Source organism: Bifidobacterium sp. LCP19S3_E9 (assembly GCF_052121135.1).
GTDB classification, from domain to species: Bacteria; Actinomycetota; Actinomycetes; order Actinomycetales; family Bifidobacteriaceae; genus Bifidobacterium; species Bifidobacterium thermacidophilum.
The window spans coordinates 217,697-242,603 of record NZ_JBQKEV010000002.1; the positions used below are offsets into that span (position 1 = coordinate 217,697).

The 24,907-nt window shown below is 60.0% G+C and carries 20 protein-coding genes and 2 rRNA genes; 3 read left to right on the forward strand and 19 right to left on the reverse strand.

What is annotated here, in order from left to right; all coding sequences use genetic code 11:
- Window positions 1-149 precede the first annotated feature (149 nt).
- On the forward strand, window positions 150-848 hold the full coding sequence (locus tag ACTQYB_RS01835) for an HAD family hydrolase (protein WP_205827769.1): 699 nt from the start codon (window positions 150-152) through the stop codon (window positions 846-848).
- A 76-nt stretch (window positions 849-924) separates the two neighbouring features.
- Entirely contained in the window at window positions 925-1,848 is a 924-nt protein-coding gene (locus tag ACTQYB_RS01840) for a LysR family transcriptional regulator (protein WP_033505657.1), read from the forward strand.
- A gap of 156 nt (window positions 1,849-2,004) precedes the next feature.
- On the opposite strand, the gene pyrE is transcribed toward ACTQYB_RS01840, so the two are convergent.
- From pyrE to ACTQYB_RS01910, 14 genes are all read right to left on the reverse strand, one after another.
- Window positions 2,005-2,709: an orotate phosphoribosyltransferase gene (gene pyrE / locus ACTQYB_RS01845; RefSeq protein WP_168984559.1), complete on the reverse strand. Its 705-nt coding sequence runs from the start codon at window positions 2,707-2,709 to the stop codon at window positions 2,005-2,007.
- Between the two features lie 108 nt (window positions 2,710-2,817).
- The gene (locus tag ACTQYB_RS01850) at window positions 2,818-3,759 is read right to left on the reverse strand and encodes a dihydroorotate dehydrogenase (RefSeq protein ID WP_441482330.1); all 942 of its coding nucleotides are present in this window, start codon (window positions 3,757-3,759) and stop codon (window positions 2,818-2,820) included.
- A 28-nt stretch (window positions 3,760-3,787) separates the two neighbouring features.
- On the reverse strand, window positions 3,788-4,612 hold the full coding sequence (locus ACTQYB_RS01855) for a dihydroorotate dehydrogenase electron transfer subunit (protein ID WP_033505667.1): 825 nt from the start codon (window positions 4,610-4,612) through the stop codon (window positions 3,788-3,790).
- A gap of 125 nt (window positions 4,613-4,737) precedes the next feature.
- Window positions 4,738-5,703 carry an orotidine-5'-phosphate decarboxylase gene (gene pyrF, locus ACTQYB_RS01860; protein WP_441482331.1) on the reverse strand — a complete coding sequence of 322 codons (966 nt, stop codon included), beginning with the start codon at window positions 5,701-5,703 and terminating at the stop codon, window positions 4,738-4,740.
- A gap of 57 nt (window positions 5,704-5,760) precedes the next feature.
- On the reverse strand, window positions 5,761-7,191 hold the full coding sequence (locus ACTQYB_RS01865) for a dihydroorotase (RefSeq protein ID WP_441482342.1): 1,431 nt from the start codon (window positions 7,189-7,191) through the stop codon (window positions 5,761-5,763).
- Between the two features lie 36 nt (window positions 7,192-7,227).
- Complete coding sequence (locus tag ACTQYB_RS01870) at window positions 7,228-7,647, reverse strand: aspartate carbamoyltransferase regulatory subunit (RefSeq protein ID WP_015450618.1); 420 nt, start codon at window positions 7,645-7,647, stop codon at window positions 7,228-7,230.
- On the reverse strand, window positions 7,647-8,618 hold the full coding sequence (pyrB, locus tag ACTQYB_RS01875) for an aspartate carbamoyltransferase (protein ID WP_288272094.1): 972 nt from the start codon (window positions 8,616-8,618) through the stop codon (window positions 7,647-7,649). Before pyrB ends, ACTQYB_RS01870 begins: the two co-directional genes overlap by 1 nt.
- 252 nt (window positions 8,619-8,870) lie before the next feature.
- Window positions 8,871-12,026: a bifunctional [glutamine synthetase] adenylyltransferase/[glutamine synthetase]-adenylyl-L-tyrosine phosphorylase gene (locus ACTQYB_RS01880; protein WP_441482332.1), complete on the reverse strand. Its 3,156-nt coding sequence runs from the start codon at window positions 12,024-12,026 to the stop codon at window positions 8,871-8,873.
- 459 nt (window positions 12,027-12,485) lie between these two features.
- Complete coding sequence (gene metF / locus ACTQYB_RS01885) at window positions 12,486-13,355, reverse strand: methylenetetrahydrofolate reductase [NAD(P)H] (RefSeq protein WP_441482333.1); 870 nt, start codon at window positions 13,353-13,355, stop codon at window positions 12,486-12,488.
- Window position 13,356: 1 nt separating this feature from the next.
- Window positions 13,357-15,663 carry a 5-methyltetrahydropteroyltriglutamate--homocysteine S-methyltransferase gene (gene metE, locus ACTQYB_RS01890; protein WP_441482334.1) on the reverse strand — a complete coding sequence of 769 codons (2,307 nt, stop codon included), beginning with the start codon at window positions 15,661-15,663 and terminating at the stop codon, window positions 13,357-13,359.
- Window positions 15,664-16,130: 467 nt separating this feature from the next.
- Complete coding sequence (locus ACTQYB_RS01895) at window positions 16,131-16,691, reverse strand: SixA phosphatase family protein (protein WP_033505681.1); 561 nt, start codon at window positions 16,689-16,691, stop codon at window positions 16,131-16,133.
- A 28-nt stretch (window positions 16,692-16,719) separates the two neighbouring features.
- Window positions 16,720-17,841, reverse strand: a complete 1,122-nt coding sequence (locus ACTQYB_RS01900) for a tRNA (adenine-N1)-methyltransferase (protein WP_441482335.1) — start codon at window positions 17,839-17,841, stop codon at window positions 16,720-16,722.
- 180 nt (window positions 17,842-18,021) lie between these two features.
- Window positions 18,022-18,972 (reverse strand): ABC transporter ATP-binding protein, encoded by a 951-nt coding sequence (locus ACTQYB_RS01905; RefSeq protein WP_441482336.1) that lies wholly within the window; start codon window positions 18,970-18,972, stop codon window positions 18,022-18,024.
- 193 nt (window positions 18,973-19,165) lie between these two features.
- Entirely contained in the window at window positions 19,166-19,489 is a 324-nt protein-coding gene (locus tag ACTQYB_RS01910) for a putative heavy metal-binding protein (RefSeq protein ID WP_202962331.1), read from the reverse strand.
- A gap of 204 nt (window positions 19,490-19,693) precedes the next feature.
- Between ACTQYB_RS01910 and ACTQYB_RS01915 the strand changes: the two genes are divergently transcribed.
- Complete coding sequence (locus ACTQYB_RS01915) at window positions 19,694-20,236, forward strand: DUF308 domain-containing protein (protein ID WP_441482337.1); 543 nt, start codon at window positions 19,694-19,696, stop codon at window positions 20,234-20,236.
- Window positions 20,237-20,349: 113 nt separating this feature from the next.
- Here the strand turns inward: ACTQYB_RS01915 and ACTQYB_RS01920 are convergent, their stop codons facing one another.
- The 5 genes from ACTQYB_RS01920 to ACTQYB_RS01940 form a co-directional block, all read right to left on the reverse strand.
- On the reverse strand, window positions 20,350-20,673 hold the full coding sequence (locus ACTQYB_RS01920) for a branched-chain amino acid transporter permease (protein ID WP_441482338.1): 324 nt from the start codon (window positions 20,671-20,673) through the stop codon (window positions 20,350-20,352).
- On the reverse strand, window positions 20,670-21,725 hold the full coding sequence (locus ACTQYB_RS01925; protein ID WP_441482339.1) for an AzlC family ABC transporter permease: 1,056 nt from the start codon (window positions 21,723-21,725) through the stop codon (window positions 20,670-20,672). Before ACTQYB_RS01925 ends, ACTQYB_RS01920 begins: the two co-directional genes overlap by 4 nt.
- A 131-nt stretch (window positions 21,726-21,856) precedes the next feature.
- The gene (locus ACTQYB_RS01930) at window positions 21,857-23,680 is read right to left on the reverse strand and encodes an AMP-dependent synthetase/ligase (RefSeq protein WP_441482340.1); all 1,824 of its coding nucleotides are present in this window, start codon (window positions 23,678-23,680) and stop codon (window positions 21,857-21,859) included.
- A gap of 718 nt (window positions 23,681-24,398) precedes the next feature.
- Window positions 24,399-24,515 (reverse strand): 5S ribosomal RNA (gene rrf / locus ACTQYB_RS01935).
- Between the two features lie 174 nt (window positions 24,516-24,689).
- A 23S ribosomal RNA gene (locus tag ACTQYB_RS01940) occupies window positions 24,690-24,907 on the reverse strand; the annotation flags it as partial.

Genomic DNA, 24,907 nt, shown 5'->3' on the forward strand with positions numbered 1-24,907 from the left:
CGAGATGTTCATATCCCCGATACGCCGGTCTACGCAAGTCCGGGGGCCGTTGCCGCTAGACTGTGGTGCGGGCTTCGTCGCTGGCGGAGCTGACTGATAAATGACGCGCGCGTCGGTAACCATCGCCGAGGCTCATAGGAAGGGACAGCATGACGACACTGGCAACGCAGACGGCAGGACCGCAGGACGGCACGAAGCACGCAGAGCCCACGGAACATGAAGCTGCGGCGATCAGCGATATCGTGTTCGATTTCTGCGGCGTGCTCATCGACTGGCAGTGTGCTGCTGCGTTGCGCGGCCGCTACCCCGATACCTTGGTGGATCGTATTTGCGCGCCGGACGACCCGTATGGCTTCTTCGATTATGAGGACCGTATGGACCACGGTGAGGCACTCGCGGATATCCTCCCGGATGTCAGGCGCGACCACGGGGATGACATCGCCGATATCTTTGCCGACTACATCGCCCGCTACGACGATTCCCTGACGCGGATCATCCCGGGCACGGAATCGCTCCTCAAGGATTTGAAGGACGCCGGATACGGCGTGTGGGGGTTGACGAACTGGTCGTATGAGACCTTCCACTTCGCGTTCGACAAGTTCCCACAGCTCAAGGAGCTGCTCGACGGGACCGTGGTGTCGGGCGTGGAGAAGCAGTTCAAGCCGAACGCGGGCTTCTACCGTCTGGCTTTGGGCCGTTTCGGCATCGCCGACCCCGCATCCAGCGTGTTCTTCGACGACACGCCGCGCAATGTCGAGGGGGCGAAATCCGTGGGCATGCATGCGTTCCTGTTCGATGACGCAACGCACGCCAGACGCGAGCTGCAATCGTTGGGCGTGCGGATCTGATCCGGTGTTGAGGGTCCCACCAGCATGTGGATATAACCACCCGATTCTTGACATCTTCGTGATATAAAATCCTCTTATGACTCTCTTGCAACTCAAGTACATCGTCAAAATCGTCGAATGTGGTTCGATGAACGAGGCCTCCCACGAGCTGTATGTCTCGCAACCGGCCTTGAGTTCGTCGGTCAAGGAACTGGAGCACGAGCTGGGCATCGAGATCTTCACCCGATCCTCCCAGGGCATCGCGCTGACCGTGGACGGCGCGGAATTCCTCACCTATGCGCGTCAGGTGCTCGATCAGGCCTCACTGCTCGAGGAACGCTACAAGAATGCGAAGCCACGCAAGCAGCTGTGCAGCGTCTCGACCCAGCATTACATGTTCGCTGTCGAAGCGTTCGTCGAAATGATCAACTCAATCAACTCCGACGAATACGAGTTCACCATCCGCGAGACGCGCACCAAGGACATCATCAACCAGGTCGCCAACATGCAGTCCGAAATCGGCATCTTGTATCTGTCCGATTTCAACAAAAACGTGATCAACAAGCTGCTGCGTGAGAAGCATCTCGTGTTCCACCCGCTGTTCCGTGCGAACCTGCATGTGTTCATCTCGCGAGACAATCCGCTGGCCGGCAAGAAAAAAGTCACGATGGAAGACCTCAAGCCCTTCCCGTTCATCCAGTATGAACAAGGCTCCGAGGGCAGCTTCTATTTCGCCGAGGAAGCGGTGTGGCCGGAGTACTCCCCCAAGCAAATCAACGTGACCGACCGTGCGACGATTCTCAACTTCATCATCGGCCTCAACGGCTACACCGTGTGCACGGGCATCGACAACGGCGACCTCAACAATGAGAAGATCGTCACCGTGCCGCTGGACACGGACGAGACGATGCTGCTTGGCTGGATCACCAACGAGCGTGCGAAACTCTCGACCGCCGCGCAGACCTATCTGGACAAGCTGCGCACGGTGATCGCCTCCCACGGGTACAAGCTCATCGACTAATCCCGCAAGGTGCAAGACGTCGCTCGACGCTCACCGGATGTGAGGACGTCGCATACCGACACGAACGCAATAACGATAAGGCCGGCCGGGAACCCCATACGGTGGTTCCCGGCCGGCCGTTGTCCGCAGTGACGTGCGAATCGCATCATGCGGTTGTCACGCGCCATACGTGTCGAGATACTCCTTGGCACGCGTCTTGATGTCCTCGTCGAGCAGCGGCAGGCCATCATCGCCGGTCATATGCGACGCCGCATCGAAAATCTCACGCACGTTCGCGATGGAAACGACCGGGAAGCCGAACTCCTGTTGTACGGCGGCGACGGCGGATATATTGCTGTCCCGCGTTTTCTCCATGCGATCGACCGACAACACCAGTCCGACAATCTGCACGTCGGCCGCCTCGCGCAGCTTGGGCACGACCTCGCGCACGGCAGTTCCCGCGGTCATCACGTCGTCAACAAGCAGCACTTTCATGCCGTCACGCAGCTGGGTTCCGACGAACATGCCGCCGTCACCGTGATCCTTGCGCTCCTTGCGGTCGAAGGTGTAGCCGACGCCCATATCGTATTGCGCGGTCAAGGCGATCGCCGTGGAAACCGCCAGCGGGATGCCCTTGTACGCTGGCCCGAACACGGTATCGATATCCCCAGGCAGGGTTCCGTCCGCAATTGCGGCGTTGATCTTCTCAGCGTAGAACGAGCCAAGCAAAGCAATTTTGCGACCGGTGTCGAAGGCTCCCGCGTTGATGAAATACGGTGAGCGACGGCCTGACTTCAAAGTGAAATCTCCGAACTTCAATGCCTGCGATTGCAAGAGGAACGAGGTGAATCTCCGGTCGAGCGGCACTTTCTGCTCAGTCATAGGTCAGAGGGTCCTTTCTCTATTCAGCCGCACTCCAGGGCACGGCCGATGCCTGCACTGGGTGCAGACGGTTTCCGGAACATCAGGGTACCGCAAGGGGGTTGACCGTCACCGCCAAGTCTGGCCTGCGGCGAGTTTCGCGGCAAGCTCGGGCCGGGAGTCCAGCAGGTCGTCCAATTCGCGGGCCACACGCATCGGAGCAGTCGGCTCATACAACGCCACAGCACCGACCTCGACGGCGTTTGCCCCGGCATACAGGTATTCCAAGGCTTTTTCACCGGAATCGATGCCGCCGATGCCGATGATCGGAATATCGGGCAACGCCTGGCGCACACGCCATACGAAGCTCAGGCCGATCGGGAGAATCGCCGGCCCGGACACGCCACCCGTGCGGTTCGCGAGAATCGGCTCGCCCGTGCGGATGTCGATACGCATGCCGACCAGCGTGTTGATCATGCTCAACGCGTCGGCACCGCCGTCCACCGCGGCTTTCGCGATCGGGACGATATCCGTCACATTCGGGGTGAGTTTCACGATCAAAGGCTTCGAGGTGATATGACGCAAGCGGGTGATCAGCCGGTTGAGTGCTACCGGGTCGGTGCCCACGCTCATGCCGCCGTGGGTGACATTCGGGCAGCTCACGTTGATTTCCAGCATATCCGCAGGGCAATCGGCAAGTTTGGCGACCACTTCGGCGTAGTCGTCATCGCAATGGCCGGCCACATTGGTGATAACCGTCGCGCCTTCCTTCTTGAGCTTGGGCAGCTCATCGACGAGATAATGGTCGACACCCGGGTTCTGCAAGCCGACCGAATTGACCGTGCCCGCCGGGGTTTCGGCCGTACGCGGCCCGGGATTGCCTTCCCATGGGACCGGGGAAACGCCCTTGGTGGTCACCGCGCCCATCTGGCTGACATCGTAGAACCAGTGGCACGCGTCATACTGGAACGTGCCTGAGGCGGTGCCCACCGGGTTCTTCCACTCGACGCCGGCGACGACGGTGCTGTGTTTCCATTCGTGCGGTTCGTAAACGTTGATCTGCTTGTCCATCTGCTGCTCCTGCATCGTGCCTTGACCTCTACTTGTCCCATCCGAGTTGTTCCGGGGTGAATACCGGGCCGGCGACGCACACTTTCTGCCGTCCCTCCGCCGTGTCGACGACGCACACGTAGCAGGTGCCGTACCCGCAGCCCATACGCGCCTCGAGGCTCAACTGGCATGGGATATCGCGCGCGACCGCCCAGGAGGCGACGGCACGCATCATCGGCATCGGGCCACAGGACAGGATGACCGGGGGCAGTTCCCCGTTGACCAGCGAATCCTCGATCGAATCAAGCAGATCGACGACATTGCCTTGCGCGTTGGTGATGCTTTCCACACGTTCCGCGTATTTTGCCACCAGTTCGTCGGCGAAGCGTTCGTCACGATACCCGAACGCGGCGGTCGCGGTCGCGTCATCACGCAACGCGAGCTTCTGGGCGGCATACAGCAGCGGTGGCACACCGAGACCACCAGCCACCAGCACATAGTTCGCGGCGGCTTTCATGTCGAATCCGCGCCCCAAGGGGCCCATGACATCGACGGTATCGCCTGCTGCCAGTCGGGAGAACTCCTCGGTGCCTTTGCCGACGACCGCGAAGATCAGGCTCACGTCATCGCCCTCGACTTCGCTGACGCCGAACGGCCGTGGCATCAGGCGCGTGGGATCCGCGGAATACAGATCCACGAACTGGGCCGGCTTGGCATGTCCCGCGATGTAGCTGTCGCGGAAGGTAAGTCGATAAATGCCGTCGGACAATCTGCGGTTATCCACCACCGGTACGGTGCGCCTGCCGGGGAAGCGTCCTGCACGGGATGCTTCGGCGGTCACGTCGAAGGTTGGGATAAACGTTGCTTTGGGCATTGCCTCTCCTTTGGGCTGTTGGGCTTGGTAGCTGTGGGTGGCTGAACCTGTGCGGCTGAACGTGCGAGGCGTCCGCCGACGGGTGCATTCTATTGCTTCGGCGTTTCGCCGTGTTACGCGGTGTGTCAGGCGAGCGTGGCCTCCAGGTCGTCCCGCATGGCGATTGCCGCGTCCCGGGCGCTGGTGGCGACCAGGGCGAGCGCATCGTCAGCGGACATGCTCTCGTCGTATCCGCCGTTCTTGCGCCATGCGCCGATGATGCCGCGCGACGAGTTGACGATCGCCCCGGAGCCGTCGGCATCGAACATGCCGGCGACATCCTGCGCGGTGCCGCCTTGCGCCCCGTAGCCGGGGATTAGGAAGAAGGTATGTGGCATGCGTTCGCGCAACTGTTTGCCTTGCTCGGGGTGGGTTGCCCCGACGACCGCGCCGACACGCGTGTATCCGGATGCACCAAGCGTTTCGGCGCCCCACTGCTCGACGAGGTCGGCGACACGCTCGTACAGGCGTGTCCCGTCGGCGAGCTCGAGCTCTTGGATTTCCTTGCTGGACGGGTTGGAGGTGCGTACCAGCACGAACAGGTCCTTGTCGGCTGCCTTGGCCGCGTCCACGAACGGGATGATGCCGTCCGTGCCCAGATACGGGTTGACGGTAACGGCGTCCTCGTGCCACAGGTCAAGAGCATCGCCGTCCTGCGCGTTGAGCCCGCCGAGATGCCGCGCGTAGGCGGCGGCCGTCGAGCCGATATCGCCGCGCTTGATATCCCCGAGTACGTACAGGCCTTGGGATTGCGCGTATTCGCAGGTCATCTCATAGGTGTCGATGCCGGCGGGCCCCAAGGCCTCATACATCGCGATTTGCGGTTTGACGGCAGGCACAATGCCCGCGATTGCGTCAATAATCGCGCGGTTGAACTCGAAATACGCGACCGCACGCTGCATGGCGGGGATTTCAGCCGGGTCATCGACTTGGTCGGCGACTTCCTCGTGGAAGGAGTCGATGAGCTGCGCCGGCACTACCTGGTCGGTCGGGTCGAGCCCGACGACGCTTGGATTGTGCGTCGTATTGATCGCTTCGATGAGCTTGTCCATGTGCCTTCTTTCAGAACGCTGTGAGCATGTGGCTTGGGTATTGCGACGGTTCCCGGTTCATGCTCCGATACGGGAGAACACCAGCCGCGAGCCGATGATAGTGGCGAGCGGCAGGCCGGTGACCTGCCAGCCGTCGAACGGTGTGTTGCGCGCCTTGGAATGGAAGCGGTTCTTGTCCACGGTCCAGTGTCGGGAGGTGTCGAGAATCGTCAGATCCACGGTTTCGGGGTGCTCCACCGCAGCAAGGTCCAAGGTGCGTTTGGTCGCGCATCGCGAGGAGGTATTCAGCAGTCCGGCCACGTCGGTCGGCGTATGCCCCATGAGGTGCTCCGGAGCCACGGACATGAGTTCGATGAGCCGCTGCTCGGAGATGTAGCCGCCGTCCACCAGCACCCGATGGCATACGCCGTACGCGCATTCAAGGCCGATGATGCCGTTCGGGGCCTGTTCAAGGCCCGCGGCCTTCTCATCTTGCGCGTGCGGGGCGTGGTCGGTGGCGATCAGGTCAACCGTTCCGTCCGCAATCGCCGTGACGGTGGCCCTGCGGTCTGCTTCGGAACGAAGTGGAGGGTTCATTTTCGCCATGACGCCGTAGGTGAGAATCGCCTCGTCGTTCAATGCAAGATAATGCGGTGCGGTCTCGCAGGTAATGGGCAGGCCTTCCGCCTTGGCTGCGCGAATCGCCTCGAACGACCCGGCGGTGCTCACATGCTGGAAATGCACGTGCACGCCGGTGCGCCGCGAAGCCTCGATATCACGGGTGACGATGCGCAGCTCGGTGTCCTCGGGGATGCCGGGCACGCCAAGCTTGCGGCTGACCGGGCCCTCGTTGATGATGCCGCTGTCATGGTGTTCGCAATGCTCGATGAGATACAGCCCAGTGGCTTTCGCATTGGCGAGCACCTGGTCGAGAATCGCGTCCGGGACGGCCGCGCCGTCATCGCTGATTGCGGTGACCGGATGCGTCAACTGGTATTGGTCTTTTGTATCATCGCCGACACCGGGCAGGTGCGCGCGCCAATCCTCGGGGTCGGTGGCCTGCGCTCCGGCACGATCCACGGAAGCGCATACGCACAGGTCGTAGCGTGCGGGCAGCGTGCCGTCATGGGTCGCGTCGTAATGCTGGAGATAGTCGATGGTGTCTCGGGCGCCGGCGGCGAGTACATCGTCGGCACCGGGTGCCCCCGGTCGTGCCGGTTTGCCGTCCATCGCAGACAACGTGTTCGGCATGATAAGCACCCGCGTATAGCCGCCTGAGGCCGCCGCAGCACACCCGGAACGCATGGATTCCTTGTAGATCTGCCCCGGATCGCGGAAGTGAACGTGCGGGTCGGCGAATCCCGGTGCCACGGTCAGCCCGGAGGCGTCGAACTCGCCGTCAGACACGGCTCCCGGCTCGTCGAAGTAGCGCTGGGCATCCGTGCCGGGGATCACGAGGTCGATCCTCTCCCCCGTGTCCCAGACGCGGATGTCATGCAGCGTGAGCATACTCATCGTTCCTTTCCTCGACGCTCGCGGCGCGGCTCAGAGCTTGGCTTCCTCGTCGCAATAGTCGCAACGGTATTCCTGGCGTTCCGAGTGCACCAGATGGAACATCTGGTCGATTCCGCGTTCCGTGGTGGTCACGCACCGCGGATTCTTGCATTTGATGACGTTGACCATGTGTTCAGGCAGATTCGGCCTCTCCTTACGCACGATCTTGCCGCCGCGCACGATGTCGATTGTCGCCTGGCGTGCAATGAAGCCAAGCACGTCGAGGTTCAAATCCCCCGCGTCCTCGATCTTGATGATGTCCTTCGAACCGTACTGGCGGCTGTCCGTATTCATGATGAGCGCGAGCTTCGTGCTGGTCGGGTCGATCTTCAGGTACTGCAATACCTTCAGCGCGGTGCCCGCAGGCACGTGGTCGATGATGATGCCGTTGCGGATGCTGGTGACTTCCATCAGGCGTGGACCTCCTCGTTCTTCCATTCCTCATATCCGGGCAGCGTGTCGCCGACGACCGAGCTTTCCAACGCCATGCGCATGAGCATGCCGTTGTGCACCTGTTCGAAGTAGGCGGCGCGCGGGTCATGGTCGACGTCCACGGAGATTTCGTTGACGCGCGGCAGCGGGTGAAGCACGGCCATGTCCGGCTTGGCGCGCTGGAGTTTCGCTTCGTCAAGAATGTAGGTGTCGCGCAGACGCAGGTAGTCGTCCTCGTTGAAGAAGCGTTCCTTCTGCACGCGGGTCATGTACAGCACGTCAAGGTCGCCGATCACGGCGGCGAGGTCGCGCACTTCGGTGTAGGTGCATGAGGGGGCGCGTTTGATGCGGTCGATCACATACCGGGGCATCTTGAGCTCGTCGGGGCTGATGAGCACGAAGTTCACGTTGCCGAACCGGCACAGGGTCTCGACCAGTGAATGCACGGTACGGCCGAACGTCAGATCGCCGCACAGGCCGATGGTCAGGCCGGTGATTCTGCCGTAGCGTGATGTGATGGTTGCCAGGTCGGCGAGCGTCTGGGTGGGGTGCATGTGGCCGCCGTCGCCCGCGTTGATCACGGGAATGCCGAAGTCCTTGGCCGCACGGGCCGCTACGAGCGCGGCACCTTCCTTGGGGTGGCGCATCGCGATGACGTCGACGAGGTTGGACACGGTTTTGACGGTGTCGGCGATGGATTCGCCCTTGGTCACGGAGGACAATTGGGCACCGGCGAAACCGATCACATGGCCGCCGAGCCGGAGCATCGCCGTTTCGAAGCTCAGACGCGTGCGCGTACTGGGCTCATAAAAAAGGGTGGCCAGCACCCTGCCATCGCAGGTATGCGCCACCTCATGACGATGCGTTTCGATGTACTGCGCTTTATGGAGCAAATCGACAATCTGGGATGTCGTCAAATCGTCAAGCGTGACCACGCTTTTGCCGACCATGGACGATTCGACTTCTTGGGGAACGCCGTTTGCCGGCAACTGAATGCTGTGTTCGGACAAGGCTCACCTTCCTGTTGAGAGGTGGCCACCTTATGTGACCTAGCCAACTGTAGGACGATTCAGGGACATGCCGGCTGCTTGCGGCCAAGCTCGCGGCACACTCGCGTTCGGCGCGGGTTGTCCCGGCGCCACGGAGTCACCGCGGGTTCGCCGGGACCGGTCGTGTCAGCTTGTCCCAAGCCTGCCAGGAGCTTACTGCTGCCCGTAGAACAGACGTTCCACGACCCCACGGCATTGGCGCATCAAGGCGAGGATGTCGTTTTCGAATTGCTGCCCGCGATTGGCCCCGTACCCGAGATATACGGCCATTCCGCCGAGCGAATCGAGGTCGTCAGGCAGGATGTCCGCGCGCGAGGCACGTCCGGACCACAGGTAGTTGCCGTTGCGGGCCGCGGTGCAGATCCGCCATGCGCGACGCAGCGTGTCCGCGTCCTTGTGTCCAAGCATGTCTTGGGTTTCGAGCGCGTCAAGCGCATCCATCGTGGACCCGGTGCGCAACTCGGGACAGGTGCCGGCATGCTCCAATTGCAGCAGCTGCACGGTCCATTCCACGTCGGACAATCCGCCCTTACCGAGTTTGAGATGCCGGTCGCGGCGCACGCCCCTGGGCAGCCGTTCAGCTTCCATACGGGCTTTGAGCTTGCGGATTTCACCGATCTGCTGCCCGTTGAGCGGTGCCGTCGGATAGCGCAGCGGATTGGCGATATTGTCAAGGAAATCATGGGCGAGCGTGCCGTCCCCCGCCGCATACCGCGCACGGATCAGCGCCTGGCTCTCCCAGGTGCTCGCCCAGGACCCGTAGTATTCCTCGCATGAGGCGTACGAGCGGATGAGCGGGCCGTTCTTGCCTTCCGGCCGCAAGTCGAGGTCAAGGTCGATGCGTGGCTCCAATGTGGACGGGCCTTGCAGCAGGGAACGTACATCGTCGGTGACCTGTCTCGCATATGAACCGGCGAGCGCCTCGTCCGGCGTTCCCTGTCCGGTGTCTCCCGTGCCGTTGGCTCGGTAGATGAGAATCGCGTCGGCGTCGGAGCTGAAGTTGATTTCCCTGCCGCCGTAGCGTCCCATGCCGATGACGGCGATATCTGCCGGATATGCGTCCAGACCCATCATGGCACAGCGGTGTTCCAACGCCCAGCGCAAGGCCGCATCGATGATTGCGTCATACACGTCGGTCATGCCGGTGAGGGTGGTGTCCTCGTCGATGACGCCGCTCATCCAGCCCAGTCCGATGCGTTCGATCTCGTGCCGTCTCATGGCGCGCAACAACGTGGCTGCGTCTTTGAGACTCGACCGGTTGCGGGCGATGATGCCGTCGCATTGCACGTCGAGGCTGGCTCGGGTGCGCGGCCTGAGTTCGTCATCGTCGCCCAGCCAGGTCACGGATTCGACCGAACGGTTGAGCGCGTCGCCCAAGAAACGCGAGTTGGACAGGATGTGGCACAGCCGTTGCGCTGCGGATTGGGAGTCGCGCAGGAAGCCGAGATAGTCGCTGTCTTCGCCGAAATGCTCTTCCAATCGTCTCCAGTTGAGCAGACCCATATCCGGGTTCTGCCCTTGCCCGAGCCACTGGAGGACGGCAGGCAGGAGGATGCGGTTGATGCGCGCGGCACGTGACAGGCCGTCGGTCAACGCCTTGACGTGGCGCATGGCGGCGTCGGGGTCGGCAAAACCGATGGATTCGAACCGTTCGCGGGTCGCTTGGTCAGACAGGGTGATCTGGTCGTCGTCCATGCGCGCGCTGATCGGCAGCATCGGTCGGTAATAGATGTCTAGGTGCAGACGCCTGACTTCACGCCGCGTCTCGTCGTAGCGTTCGACGAGCTCCTCGGGGTGCAGGCCGAAGGTACGCGCGAGCCGGCGGAGTTCCTCATTGTGACTAAGCGCGTCGATGTCGACGTCCCGTTTGCGTTCTAGGCCGCCGATATTGCCGGTTCCGAGGTCCGGGAACAGGTGGGTGCGCTTGAGTTCCCACATCTGCTGGCGGTGTTCGAGCACGCGTTCGAACCGGTAATCTTGCGCCAATAGCGTCGCCTGCTTGCGCGAGACGTATCCGCCGTCGGCGAGCGCCCTGAGCGCGTCCAGCGTGCCACGTTTACGTAGCGTGGTGTCCGAATGCCCGTGGACGAGCTGGAGCATCTGCACGGTGAATTCAACGTCCCGCAAGCCGCCTCGGCCAAGTTTGATTTCACGGTCTTTGAGATTGTCGGGGATGAGCCGTTCGACGCGTTGGCGCATCTGCTGGCAGTCCTGGACGAAATTGTCGCGTTTCGAAGCGGACCATACGAACGGGCGGGTCATCTCCAGGTAGGCTTGTGACAGTTCGCTGTCGCCTGCGGCGGGACGTGCTTTGAGCAGCGCCTGGAATTCCCAGTTCTGCGCCCACTGCTCATAGTAGCTGCGATGCGATTCGAGACGGCGGACCAGCGGGCCATCCTTGCCTTCAGGCCGCAGCCCGCCGTCAATCTGCCATAATGGAGGTTCGGTGGAACCCATGATGACGGATTGGCAGACGCGTTGCAGCATGGTGCCCATTCTGGTGCCGATGCGGGTGAGCGTGGTCGTGCCGGTGTCGGCGTCGGTGGGTTCAACCACGTAAATCAGATCTACATCGGAAACGTAGTTCAATTCCTGGGCGCCGAGTTTGCCCATGCCGATGATGCTGAACCGGCATCGTGCACTGTCCGGGGTCTCATGACGGGCGATGGCGAGCGCCGCTTCGAGCGCGGCATCCGCGAGGTCCGACAGCGCTTTGCTGATTCGCGGCTGAATGTCACACGGCTGTTCGGCGGTGGCGTCAACGGCGACGATCGCGGCAAGCTGGCGGCGGTAGGCGGCACGCAGGCGGTCGGTGGCCTCCGGCAACGGCAGGGATGATTCGTACGCCAGATGTGTCCGGCCATCCTCCTGTGCGTCGGTAAGTTCCAATGTTTTGGCTTGTACCGCGTCGAGGAGCTTGGCGAACCGTTGCGGACGGTTATAGTCGCAGCTATGGCAGGGGTCTAAGGCCGCGGCGCGGACAAGGTCGGCTCGGGTGCGCATGAGTTTACCCAGTTTGTCGCTCGCCCCGAGCACGGCAATGAGCCTGCGCGCGGCGGTGGCGTCTTCGAGGATGCGACGCACGCTGTCATCGTCCTGCGGCAGTCCGTCGAGTATGCCGATGAGATTGTCGATTGCGGTGTCCGGGTCGAGGGCGCTCGCCAATGCGTCGGCGATCGGGCGGATATAGTCGGCGCCGATGCCGTACTCGTTAAGTGTCGAAAAAGCCGATCGAGCCTCGTCCAACCGTTGGAATCCGATATGGATGAGATCACGGGTGCTGAAAGGAAATGCCGGTGATGAATCCATAGTTCCAATATACCGCCGATGCCGCCGAATCCCGCCGATGCAGGGAATACGGGCCTGATATGACGGCAACTTGATTACGGCCCGCCGTGTGACCTGTTGATCGCACCGCAGGCAGATACCGTATTGCAACAGCCTCCTCCCGTGTTATATCTCCATGCTCTGGCACTGCGCAATCGCACCGCGGACAGATATCGTGGAGCAACGGCCTCAATCCACATCTATCTCCAACACCGTGTAATAGCGCAATCGCACCACATGCCGATTCAGCACCGCAGGCCTCTACACTCACGCATAACCGCCGCCGCATGCAACCAGGATGTCGCACCGCGGGCGAATACCAAACTCAGCCACCACCACAGAGCCCTCCGTCGGAATCAATTCCGCCCACCACATAAAAAAGCCGGCGGACAGTCACACCGCAATGGTGCGTCCGTCCGCCGGCTTGTTGCAATAGATTACTCAGGCGAAGTCTGTGCCCGTTTGCCCGGGCGAGAACAGGTCCTCGACGTTGTGCCATATCTGCCGTGTGACAGCGGGCTTGTTCATCGAGTACAGGTGAACACCGTCAACCCCGTGGGCGACAAGATCGGCAATCTGGTTCGACGCATAGATGACACCCGCCTGCTTGAGTGTCTTCGGGTCGTCGCCCCATTTGTCGAGCAGGGATTCCAGCGGCAGCGGCACACGCGATGAGCACATACGCACCATCCGACGAATCTGCTTGGCGTTGGTCACGGGCATGATGCCAGCCTCAATCGGCACATCGATACCCGCGGCTCGCGCCTTGTCAAGGAAGTGGTAGAAATCCGCGTTGTCGTAGAACAACTGGGAGATCAAATGGCTTGCACCAGCGTCAACCTTGATTTTGAGGTTGCGGATGTCCTCATCCAAGTCGGTGGCCTGCGGGTGGCATTCCGGGTAGCATGCCCCGAAAATCGTCATGTCAGGCTCATGCTCGCGGATATAGGCGACCAGATCACTGGCATGTTCGAATGCCCCTTCGGGTTCGCGGCCCGGCACCGGGTCTCCGCGCAGCGCGAGCACCGCGGACACTCCGGCCTGCTTGAACATGTCAAGCGCCTCGTCGACCTGCTCCCGCGTGGTGTATTGCGCGGTCAGGTGGGCGACGGCGGGAATGTCATACTCCTTGCGGATGGTGTTCGCGATGCGCGCGGTCGCCGTCCGGTCAGACGACTTGCCGGTTCCGTAGGTCACCGAAATGAAGTCGGGGTTGAGACCCTGCAACCCGTCGAGCGTGTCGTAGATGGTTCCCACCGGCGCATTGCGCTTGGGCGGGAACACCTCGATGGAGAACATCGGCTGGTGCATGTCACTTCCCCAGTCGTGCGCCCACCGCCTTGGCGGCGGCGACCAGATGTTCCAGACTCGGCCATGTTTCCGCGTTGCCACGGGTCTTCAGACCGCAATCCGGGTTGATCCACACCTTGTTGACGTCCATCTTGGCGAGGATCTCGTCAATGCGGTGTTCGATCTCCTCTTCGCTCGGGATGCGCGGCGAGTGGATGTCGTACACGCCCGGGCCGGCCTCAGTCTCGAAGTTCGCGTCATGGATCGCGTCAAGCACGACCAAATCGCCACGGGAGGCCTCGAAGGAGATGACGTCCGCGTCCATCGCGTCGATATCGCGGATGATGTCGTTGAACTCCGAATAGCACATATGCGTGTGGATCTGCGTGGTGGGCTTCACAGCGGAGTGCACAAGACGGAACGCGGGAATCGCCCAATCCAGGTACTTCTTGTGCCAGTCGCTCTTGCGCAGCGGCAGCTTCTCACGCAGGGCGGCCTCATCGATCTGGATGACCTTGATGCCGGCCTTCTCCAAGTCGAGCACTTCGTCGCGGATGGCGAGCGCCAGCTGCTGGGTCTGCAGTTCATGGCTGACGTCCTCACGCGGCCAGGACCAGTTGAGGATGGTCACCGGGCCGGTGAGCATGCCCTTCATGACATGCTTGGTGCGCGACTGCGCATAAGCGCTCCATGCGACGGTAATCGGCTCGGCGCGGGAGACGTCGCCCCATACGATCGGAGGCTTCACGCAGCGAGTGCCATAGGACTGCACCCATGCGTTCTTAGTGAACAGGAAGCCGTTGAGATGCTGGCCGAAGTATTCGACCATGTCGTTGCGTTCGAATTCGCCGTGGACGAGCACGTCGAGACCGATCTGCTCCTGATGCTTGATGCATTCGTCAATCTGCTGCTTGATGAACTCGTCGTACTGTTCACGGGTGATTTCACCCTTGCGCAGGCGTGCACGTTCGGCGCGCACTTCCTTGGTTTGTGGGAAGGAGCCGATGGTGGTGGTCGGCAGCAGTGGCAGGCCGAGTGCCTCACGCTGCAGCTTCTGGCGTTCCGCGCGAGCGGGTTGACGGACGAAATCGTCGGCGGTCAGCGCGGCGAGACGCTTGGCGACAGCCTGGTCCGGGGTGACGCGGGTGCCGTCGAACAGCGCCTGGTTGTCGGCGAGTGCCTTGGCGTCGCGGCGTGCGGTATCGTCCTGGTCAGCCAACACCGCGATATCGTGCAGTTCGCCGAGCTTTTCCACGGCGAATGCGAAATGCTTGAGAACCTGCGGTTCGAGTCCGTTCTCCCCTGCCGTGCTGAACGGCACGTGGAGCAGGGAGCATGCGGTGGAGACGGCGATGTTGTCGGTCTTGGTGTGCAGCGCGTCGATCACACCGAGGCTGACGGCGTAATTGTTGCGCCAGATGTTGCGTCCGTTGACGACGCCGGCGAAGATGGTCGTGCCATCGGCGACACCGTACTTGTCCACGGCGGCGAGGTTCTCGTCCTTGCCTTCGATCAGGTCAAGCCCGATGCCGTCGAAGCCGAGCAGGTTCACGGTTTCGTAGATATCGGCGATGTGGCCGAAGTACGTGTTGAGCAGCAGCTTGACCTTGCCGTCGCGGGCGGGCAGGATCTTGGCGTACAGGCTCTTGAACAGTTCGACATCGCCGTCTTCCTTGTCGAGCACAAGGTACGGCTCGTCGAATTGCACCCACTGGGCGCCGAGCTCGGCGAACTTGCCGAGCACCTGTGCGTAGACGGAGGCGATATCGTTGATCAGGCCGCGGTCGAATTCGAGTTCCTCGGCCTGCGGGTCGCGGGCGAGCTTGAGGAAGGTGTACGGGCCGATGAGCACCGGCTTGGTGACGATGCCCAGCGCCTTCGCCTCGTTGAACTCGTCGAAGGGCTTGGTGCTGGCAAGGTGGATTTGCGCGGAGCTTTCGATTTCCGGCACGATGTAGTGGTAGTTCGTGGTGAACCATTTCTTCATCGGCAGCGCGGTCACGTCGCCCTTGTCGCCCTGATAGCCGCGGCCGATGGCGAACAGCGTGTCCTCAGGCTGTTCGAAGCCCAGACGCTGGTACCGTGCGGGGACAGCGCCCAGCAGAATCGCGGCGTCGAGCATCTGGTCGTAGTAGCTGAAATCATTGCTGGGGATGAGGTCGATGCCGGCTTCCTGCTGAAGCTTCCAATGGTTGGCGCGCAGCTGCTTCGCAGTGGTACGCACGTCCTCGAGCGTCTTGGCGCCTTTCCAATACCCCTCGATGACCCTTTTGAGCTCTCGGTTGCTGCCGATGCGCGGGAACCCGGAAACAGAAGTCAGTGCTGTCATATGGCTGTCCTCCAAAATCGAAACGGATATCTATTGCAACGCGCTCACCATATCAAAAATCCGCGTAACAAGGTCATCAGCCGATTATGGGTGTCGTTATAAGACTGACTTATATCCATGGAATTCCAGACACTGTCGGCTTCGGCGCCGAACAGGCGGACACCTCGTATAAAGCGCGGTTTTCTGCGGATTGTCGTCAGTCTCGGTGGTTGGTATGTGGTCTCGTCGCACGGCCGTCTAAAGCGGCTGCCATCAACCGATTGGGCGGCATCAGGCTGCGAATACCGTCAGATGAAAAACTTGGCCTGATATCAAAGAATAAGTTATTGCCATGCAACGCAAATGATTCTCGATCCTCACGGACATAGATGACTACAAACGTAGCTGACCACGCCGCCTCATGCTCACTCACACGTTATCCGGTGCACCTATTACTTGCCGTTGTTCATTCCTAGCAGCAGAGCGCCTCAGTCGCTGAAATCCTTGGGATTGAGCACTGCGAGCAGATCCGCCGCATGCACCTGCCAGCTCGAGAACGGTTTGTCGGATCCGAATACCACCACCGATGCCGGGGACAACCCCAGCTGAAGCCGGTCAAGTACCGACTGCTCCGAACGCTCCGATGCAATCCATTCGGATGCGATGGATACCGTGGGTTCATGGCCGACGACCATGAGTTTGTGGTATTTATCCGGCGTGCGCGCGATCTCGTCAAACACCGCTTGGACTCCGCCCTCATACAGGCTCTGCCGATAATCTACCTGCGGCCCATCGCCGAACACCTTGAGCATCCGGTCCAGCGTCTGCTGGGCGCGGACCGCCCCCGAGCACGCGATTCGGTCAGGAACCAGTCTGAGGGACTGGATTCCACGCGCCACGTTTTTCGCCTGTTTTCGGCCTTTGTCCGTCAGCTCACGGGCACGGTCCCCCGCCAGATTTGCCGGTTCGGTTTTCGCGTGGCGCATCACCAGCAGCACGTACCGATATCGGTCCGCTGTCTTGGCGATGTTCTTCAGTGATTGTGCCATTTCTTGCCTCTTTCGACTTGGTTTGTCCTTATTCCAACTCCGAGGAAGCATCATCCGCGGATGTGCCGGCACCGGATTGCTGCCCTGATTGTGCGGAGGAGATGTTGGCGACCTGCGCATCGAGATCGCGGAGGACTTTGCGCAGTTTTCTGTCGGAGATATCGCGCAGTTCCAAGTCTTCGAGCTGCGCTGCACGTTGCTGCACACTCAACTCGTCGACATCGGTGGTCGTGTCCTTCGTGGCGCGATCCCGCTTATGCAATGCGTGGCATCCTTCGGCCATGGCACGGGTGACGACGAGGAAGCCGGTATGCCCAATCATCTGATGGTCCGGGCGGACAGCCAAACCTTGGGCCTTCCAGCTGCGTTCCAGTGTTTCCTGGATGTCCGGCTCGGTCCACACCCCCGTCTGCCGCAGAGACTCGGCCATACGACTCAACTGCGTAGTCGTGGTGACGTAGGCGACAAGCACCCCGCCGGGGGCGATGACACGATATGCCTGTTCCAGGCGATTCCACGGATCAAGCATGTCGAGCACGATTCTGTCGAAGGCATGCTCCGGCAGTTCACGTGCGACACTGTCAAAATCCCCAATGCGCAAATCCCACCATCCAGGACGCTCACCGAAATACACGGTGGCGTTCCCGAGGGCGACCTTCGCGAATTCCGGCCTCATTTCGATGGTGGTCAGCGACCCTTCGCACCCCACGGCATCCAGCAGGTTCAGACTCATGGCCCCGGACCCCGCGCCGGACTCCAGAACCCTCATGCCTCGCCTGATGTCTCCCAACTGGATGACTTGCGCGATGTCTTTCGGATACATGATCTGCGCGCCCCTAGGCATGGACAGCACATAATCGGCCAGACGCGGACGCATCACCGCGTACTCCCACCCGCCGATCGCGCGCGCGGACTTCCATGGTTTGCTTTCATCACGCTCGGGATGCTGCTGGTTGATCTGTGCCTCACGTTTCGCTCTGACAGTCGTGACCACAATCCCCTCGGTCTGCCCGATGATCTGGTCATGCATGATCAAGCCGTGTTCGGTTTGGGTCGTACCGCCTACGGTCAGCTGGTCGGTGATCCGCTTGCCTTTTCGGTCGGTGAATTGCACCTTCTCACCGGCCTGCAACACTCCTCGGTTCGGCATACTGTCCTTTCCCCGCGTACTACGCGCTGTTCGTTACTCTGTGTCTATGCTATCGCCGTCGGCGAAGTCCCGTCGGTGTACCCGCTTCTTCGCTTGAACGAGTCATCGTTTCCAGTCATCATCGCCCATCATCGTCTCCACGCGAACCAGCTCTGGCCGGATGGCGAATCCGATGCAGCATCAGATGGCGTAGGCACCCCACCTGTTGTGCTCATGGGTGACGTTGAGCTGCAAACCGAATATGCCGCTGAGCCGTTCAGAGGTGAATCCGCGCTCAAGATCGCCTGCGTAGACGATGGTGCCCGGTTGCGGGTCTCCCCCGGCGACATTGGTTTCGTAAGCGTCTGCTTCGGAGCCTTCAAGCCTGCCCATAATCGCGACATGGTCGAATCCTTGTGGGATTTCTTCCAGCCGATGCGTCACGAGCACCACGGTCCGGTCTCTGTCTTCCCTGCCGATTCTGGCGAGCGCGCGAAGCGCGATTTCACGACCACCCAAATCAAGACCTGTTGTGGGCTCGTCGAGAATCAGTAGCTGAGGATCAGCCATCAGCGCACGGCAGATGAGTACACGTGTGCGTTCCCCCTCAGACAGGCGATACATTTGCTTGCCTTCGAGATAGGAGATGTTGAATTCGGCCATCAGCTGCCGCGCTTGTTGATACTCCTTAGGAGTATACGTATCACGCCAACGGCCCAAGGTGGCCGTGAGCGCGGTGACGACTGCGTCTAACGGGTCCTCCTGAGGGGGCAGTTCCCTGGCGAGCGACGCGGAGCTCAATCCGATCAAGGGACGGTATGAGAACACATCGACTTTGCCAAGCCTGTTGCCGAGGATGTCAACCGTGCCCTCCGAAGGGAATCCTCTGGTGCTCATCATGTTGACGAGTGTGGATTTTCCGATGCCGTTCGGGCCAAACAACACCCATTTCTCCCCTCGAGCGATGGTCAGGTTCACATCGGTGAGAATCACCCTGCCTCGTCTGCGGAATTCAACGCCGGCCAGCTTGATCGCCGCGGTCTCGCTCCCGGTGGGATTGAGATCATGTCCGCGCACAGCATCACGACCGGACGATTCGCGCCTGCCGTGCCCCGGTGTCGCTCCTGTTAGTGTAGGTTCAGTCCCGCTCATTTCAAGCCATCCTTTGTTTGTACGTTCAGTGTTTGCGCTGAGGTCGGTATTGAGCCATCCGATATCGTCTCCGCGTTGTCCGTAATACTGCAGCCAGGCACACTCGGTGAACATATTCCGCCATGCAGCCCGCGGATGCAAAGTGGAATCTTCTATTCGAAGATACGCAATAAGCTGCGCTGCGCCGCCAGTATCAAGAAACCACGACCGCCGTGCCGCTCGCGGTGACCATCAGCATGTTCGAGCCTTCGCCCAGAGTCTCGTAGTCGATGTCAACGCCGACTACGGCGTTCGCGCCGTACTGTTGGGCACGTTGCGCCATCTCATTAAGCGCCTGCTCGCGCGCTTTCATGAGTTCATCTTCGTATGACTGAGAACGGCCTCCGAAGAAGTTCCTGGCTCCGGCGAACATGTCTTTGACGACGTTGACGCCCGAGACGACTTCGCCAAAGACGATGGGCTTGTATTCGACGATGGCGTGGCCTTCGATGGTGGGGGTGGTGGTCAGGATCATCAGCTTGCCTTTCTCATGGTCATGGCTCTTGCACGTAGAATGTCGGTGTATGGCCATTCTATCCCGGCGACACGCCGAGAAAAATAACCGGATACCGTGTGCTGACATGACTTGCATAGACGCCCCGACGAGTACCATGCTGGATGACCAGACTGAAACGTTCATCGACGAAGTGGTTGAAAGAACCGGCCAAACATGAATTCACCAATGATCAGACCGATACTATACATGATTCTCGGCGCGTTGCTGCTCATCAAACCGGATTCCAGTCTGCTGTTGGTGCAGCTCACGGGAGTTGCGCTGATTCTGTGCGCGGTATTTCTCGGCTATACCGGTCTGAAAGCCCGCAAATCGGACGACGATGCAACCGGCAACGAGTCAACGCTGACGCTGTTCTCGTGTGCGGTATGTGCTGTGGTCGGTGTCGTATTCCTGATTTCGCCCGGCGTATTCGTCTCATTGGTGTTTGTGGCGCTGGGTATCATCATCATGGTGTCCGCGGCATTGGATCTGGTGCCTGTCTTGCGAGAAGGCGGTGTCTCTCAGCAACTTGGCACGGTCATCATTGATATAGTCGCGCTCGTCGTCGGATTGGCCATCATGATCCATCCCGGAGGCGCGAACGACATGCTGTGGCGGATCGTCGGACTGTTGCTGCTCATCAACGGCGTGCTAGGCCTGGTGGATATCATACGGAATCCGCGTTGTACTGTCGTGGATACGACAACAGCGGACAACAACAATCAGTAAGCGCGGCAGCAGCCGCGAGAGATAGTTCCGCCCGAGCGTCGGCAAATCGATTTGTCAGCACCCGGGCGGAGCTACAATGCTGCATGCATTGCACATGCCAAGCCGATACCGCACTACAACAGGTGGATGAGCACCATATAGCACAGTGTTCCCCCGACCATCGGCGTCAGCATGTCACGTCTCCACGCGTATAATCCCGTGACGACCAGCAAGGAGATGAGTTCCGGCAAACCGTGTGAGCCACAGATGACACTCACATTCCTCAGGCAATAAACAATCAGCAGCCCGAACACCGCAGGCGCCAGCACTTTGCCCAGATACTTGACGACGGGCGGTATCGGGCGGTTTTCCGAAAACACGAGATATGGGGTGAACCGTGTGGCCACCGTGCCCAGAATCACCACGAGTATCGTGATCAGCTGCTGTTGCCAAGTCATTGTTGTTCCTTAGGTTTCATGCCGCGTTCCAACGGACGGCGTATCGCGAGCAGCAGTACAAGAATGATAGCCATGGCGGGGATGATGAAGCGTTCCGGACCGAACACCAGCAACGCGGAGAGAGAGCCTACGACTCCGATGAGTTCGCAGACATGGTCGGCCAATACGTGGCGCAACGATGTGCCATCCTGGAACCATTGCTGCAGGAAAATCACCATGAACATCGCCGTCATCACGAAATCAAGACCGCTGATATCCACAGTGATGAGACTGCCGAACACCGCACCTGCCGCTGATCCCACGACCCAGTACATCTGGTCGAGGAAGGAAACCCAGAAGTAGAACCATCCGCGGTCCACGTGCCGGTCGCGCGGAATGCGGGCGGAATAATTCACCGAGAACGTCTCATCGCTCGTCGTAAAAATGAGATACGGCTTTTTCCAACCCATATTCCGGTATTTGCCAAGCATTGCGATCCCATAGAACAGGTGTCGCGCCCCGACCACCACAGCTGTCAGGAGCGCAGACAAAGGGTTGAACGACGATGACAGGATCCCCACGAGGAGGAATTCCATCGAACCGGTGTATATCACCAATGCCGTAACGATGGGGAGCCAGAACGGGAATCCGTGAGTGGTCATCAACACCCCATACGTGATACCCAGGAACAGGTATCCGGTCAAGACAGGCAGCGTGTTCGGCCATGCCCACCGCAGGGCGGTCAGGATACGGTCGCGCCTTGATTCGGTTGAGGCGTGAGAGACGAATCCGGAAGCGGACGCAGAATCGCCGTCAATATCGTGTTCGACGATATGGTCGGTGACTTGGCCGGCAGTACGGCTGTCGATACGATCAATATGACGGTCGGATGCAGCCAAACGGTCGGAAACACCGCAATCCACGCTTTCACGGTGCTCAACGCCGACCGGAGCAACGATTCTCTGGTCATCAGCTGCGGAACCGGCAACCGAGGAATGTGCCAATCCATCTGCGGTATTGGCGCCTTCTGGTTGTGCACCTCGGGCAGCATGAACGGTTGGATGCTCGCTCATACTCCTCCTTTCCCGGTTTCAGTACGGAACACATGGTGCCACCGGGGAGTTCCGCCCCGCAGTAAGTCGAAAGCCGTCTGACGGTCGGAACCCGTCAGACGGCCTCGTCTCGTTGGAGCTACTGATTGGCGTTATTTCTTACGCGGCACATAGATCTGATGATCAATCAGATCCTTGTAGTGCTCGACAATCGCCTGGCGCCGCGCCTTGAGGCTCGCCGTCAGCATACCATTCTGTTCGGTGAAAGTGTCCGGCAGGATTTCGAACTTCCTGATGGATTCAGCCCTTGATACCAGCTCGTTCGCCTTGTTGACCGCACGCTCGACCTCCGAGTAGATAATCGGATTGCGACTGGCTTCATCAAGGTTCTTGCACGGTTCGGCACCTTGGGATTCAAGCCACGCGTTGGCGTCGGCCAAATCAATCGTCACCAGTGCCGCGATGAACGGCTTGCGGTCACCGATCACCACACACTGATCGACAACAGGGGATGTCATGACGCTGGCTTCAACCTCGCCCGGAGACATGTTCTTGCCGCCTGCGGTAATGATGATATCTTTCTTGCGCCCGGTGACCTTGATGTACCCGTCTTCGCTGATATCTCCCAAATCGCCGGTATGCAGCCATCCGTCGACAATCTGGCTCTTGGTGATTTCGGGATGGTTATGGTAGCCGATGCAGACGGCCGGGCTCTTGATGCACAGCTCGTCATCATCGGCGACTGCGAAACTTACTCCTTGGAACGGCTTGCCCAATGTGCCGATACGATAGCCGACCGTCGGGTTGACGCAAGCAGGAGCGCAGGTCTCAGTCATACCGTAGCCTTCAAGCAGTGGCAGACCGACGCCGTTGAAGAAGTGCGCGATCGACATGTCCAGAGGGGCGCCGCCACACACCGCGTATTCGCATTGTCCGCCGAAGACGTCCATGATCTGCTTGTATACGAGCTGGTTGTAGATGGCATGCTGAATCCGCAGAGAAACCGGAATGCTACCACTCTGCTGGGCACGGGACCATGCACGTGCGATATTGGTGGCACGAGCGAAAATCCGCCCTTTTGTGCCTTTGCCGGCTTTCTGCGAGGCGGCGTTGTAGATCTTCTCGAAGACTCGCGGTACAGCAAGGACGAAGGTCGGTTTGAACGCATGGAAATCAGCGAGCATCGACTTGAAATTGCTGGACAGACCGAGCGTCACATTCCCGGCGAAACACACATACTGCATGTATCGCGCGAAGACGTGGGCTAGCGGAAGGAACAACCACAGACGACGACCGGGCTTGGTGACGACATCAGGCATGGTGATGGTACCGGACATCACGATGAATACGAAATTTCCGTGGCTCAGTTCGATACCCTTTGGAGTACCGGTAGAACCGGACGTATAGACGATGGTCGCAAGATCGTCACCCTTGACAGCATGCACACGTTCATAGAACTCTCGGTCGGACACGCCCTTGCCGAAAGTCTCAATGGCGTCGAGCGCATCAATCGCAATAACATAGACGTCTCCCAGCTCAGGGCATTCCTGCCGGACGGACTCGATTTTGTCACGCTGACCGTCATCTTCGGCGAAAGCCATGCGCACATGCGAATCGTTGAAAATCATACGTACTTGTGCAGGAGAGTTGGTCTCGTATACCGGAACGGTGACTGCGCCAATGGACATGATGGCCAGATCAAGGGCAGTCCATTGCCATGATGTATGGGCGATGATGCCGACAGAATCGCCTGGCATGATGCCGCGTGCGATTAGTCCTTTGGCCAAGGCAACGACTTTGTCCTTGAATTCAAGTGCGGTGAAGTGCTGCCAGCCGCCGTCAGCGCCATGATACTCAATCAGCGTATCTTCCGGAGTCCGCTCGGCACGATCCTCAAGGATGGTGAAGATGCTGCGATCCGCATTGATCGGTGTGGTGAGTGGCTCAGTATATTCCTTGATGATCTTGCTCGTCATGTATTCTCCCGTGGGACGAATCCCGTAGGCCTTGCAATCACATGATGATCACGAGGCCATGATGGATGGACATATCTATAAACAGTCTAATAGAAGGTGCCAATTTCAGTGACGCGTGTTGTTCTGCGTGTCACGCTGCTGGCGCATATCACCAGATTGTCAAACATTCTGTACAGTTTCTGTCCCCGGTATTCAAAGTTTGGTGCTTCTCGAACATATAGGAACCGGAGTTATTGCGAATAATCCCCGCAGGCGTTGTCGCCATATGTGTGTCGGGGCATCGGACGTGCATCCCAGCGTCTTCCCCGTCCGCAGGGGATGCAACCGAGCTTGTCGTGTGGGCCGGGGAGTTGTCAATCGCGCGTACGCCGGAAGCAAACGCCCGGCAGGCCTGATATGCCGGTAGCGGGGCGCCGCGTATGCCAGGCGGTCCCGTCGTTGCCCGGCACCTTCCGTCTGGTTGTGTATGCCGCCGCATACGCGAAGAAATGGAACGCCTAAGGCAAATAACCTTTGGTTCCTATATGCCGTGCCTGTTGTGTGTGTGGTTTGGTGCTTGCCGGTTCACGGATGGGGTGTGGTGTGGGCTTGTCCCGGCGTGCCGGGTGACGTGGGTCGTGTGGGCGTATACGGGTAACGGGTGGTGGCCCGTGTTTGTCCGGGGTATGTGGAAAAGGGAGGGGGCACGCTGGTGGTGTCCCCTCCCTGTGAGGTTTGGGTGCGGCGGCGTGCTACTCTCCCACACCCTTCCGGGTGCAGTACCATCGCCGTGCCAGGTCTTAGCTTCCGGGTTCGGAATGGGTCCGGGCGTCTCCCCTGGGCCATGGCCGCCGCAAATCTTGTGTTATACATCCCACGGGATCGTGTCTCCACGTGTTCCCTTGGGGGATCGTGGCGGGTTGGGGACCGGATAGTGGACGCGACTGAAGGATTGATCCATGTGACGTGCAGGGTGTCTCCCTGTCGTCCTGGTGATGCTTGCTCTTGCCACCCCTGACGGGGTGATCGTGTGGTGTTGCCGTTCGACTGTTAGTACCGGTCGGCTCCACCCCTTGCGGGGCTTCCACGTCCGGCCTATCAACCACGTGTTCTGCATGGAGTCTCCAGACCCCCGGGGGGGTCACGGAATCCTGATCTCGGAGCAGGCTTCCCGCTTAGATGCTTTCAGCGGTTATCCCTCCCGAACGTAGCCAACCGGCCGCGCCACTGGCGTGACGACCGGCATAC